The organism is Ruegeria sp. AM9 (assembly GCF_056540565.1).
The window spans coordinates 1-516 of record NZ_JBQFWY010000069.1; the positions used below are offsets into that span (position 1 = coordinate 1).

Annotated in this window: 1 protein-coding gene; it reads right to left on the minus strand. The window is 56.6% G+C overall.

What is annotated here, in order from left to right; genetic code table 11:
- On the minus strand, positions 1–330 hold a 330-nt coding region (locus tag ACR0DO_RS19635), incomplete at its 3' end, for a TetR/AcrR family transcriptional regulator (protein ID WP_480561130.1).
- Between the last annotated feature and the right edge of the window lie 186 nt (positions 331–516).

Sequence of the window (516 nt, forward strand, 5' to 3'; positions counted from 1 at the left end):
ACTGATCGAATTGAAGGCAAGACACCCTGCATCCTCGATCTTCGGCATGCGGTCGATTGAGGCGATGCCTTTGAACCAATCCCCCAGATCATCCAGCGTGTAGGTATCTGCATCGGGAAAGTGCCGGGCCTCGGCATTGTCCAGGTAAGTGTCCAGGGTCTTTAGGAAAAACTTCTCTTTCCCGCCATAGGTGGTCTGCAGCGTAAAGCGGGTCAACCCTGTCTCCTGCTCCAGGTCCCGGGTGCTGGCCCCGTGATATCCCCGCCGCCAAAACAGGTCCAGCGCACCCGCCACAGCACTGTCGTGATCCGTCTTGCGTTTCCGTGCCACGGATTCCTCCTTGCCTTTTCTATCCATTTGGATAGTAATTGGTTCCTATCCAGATGGATAGCATTCCGGCTACGCGGCAGCAAACACCGCGTTGCCGCAAATTCCCAACCCGAAAGGGAGATAAAATGACCGCCATCGACCCGACACCCGGTGCATCAAAGCCCGTCACCCTGCGCGTGCTCTTCA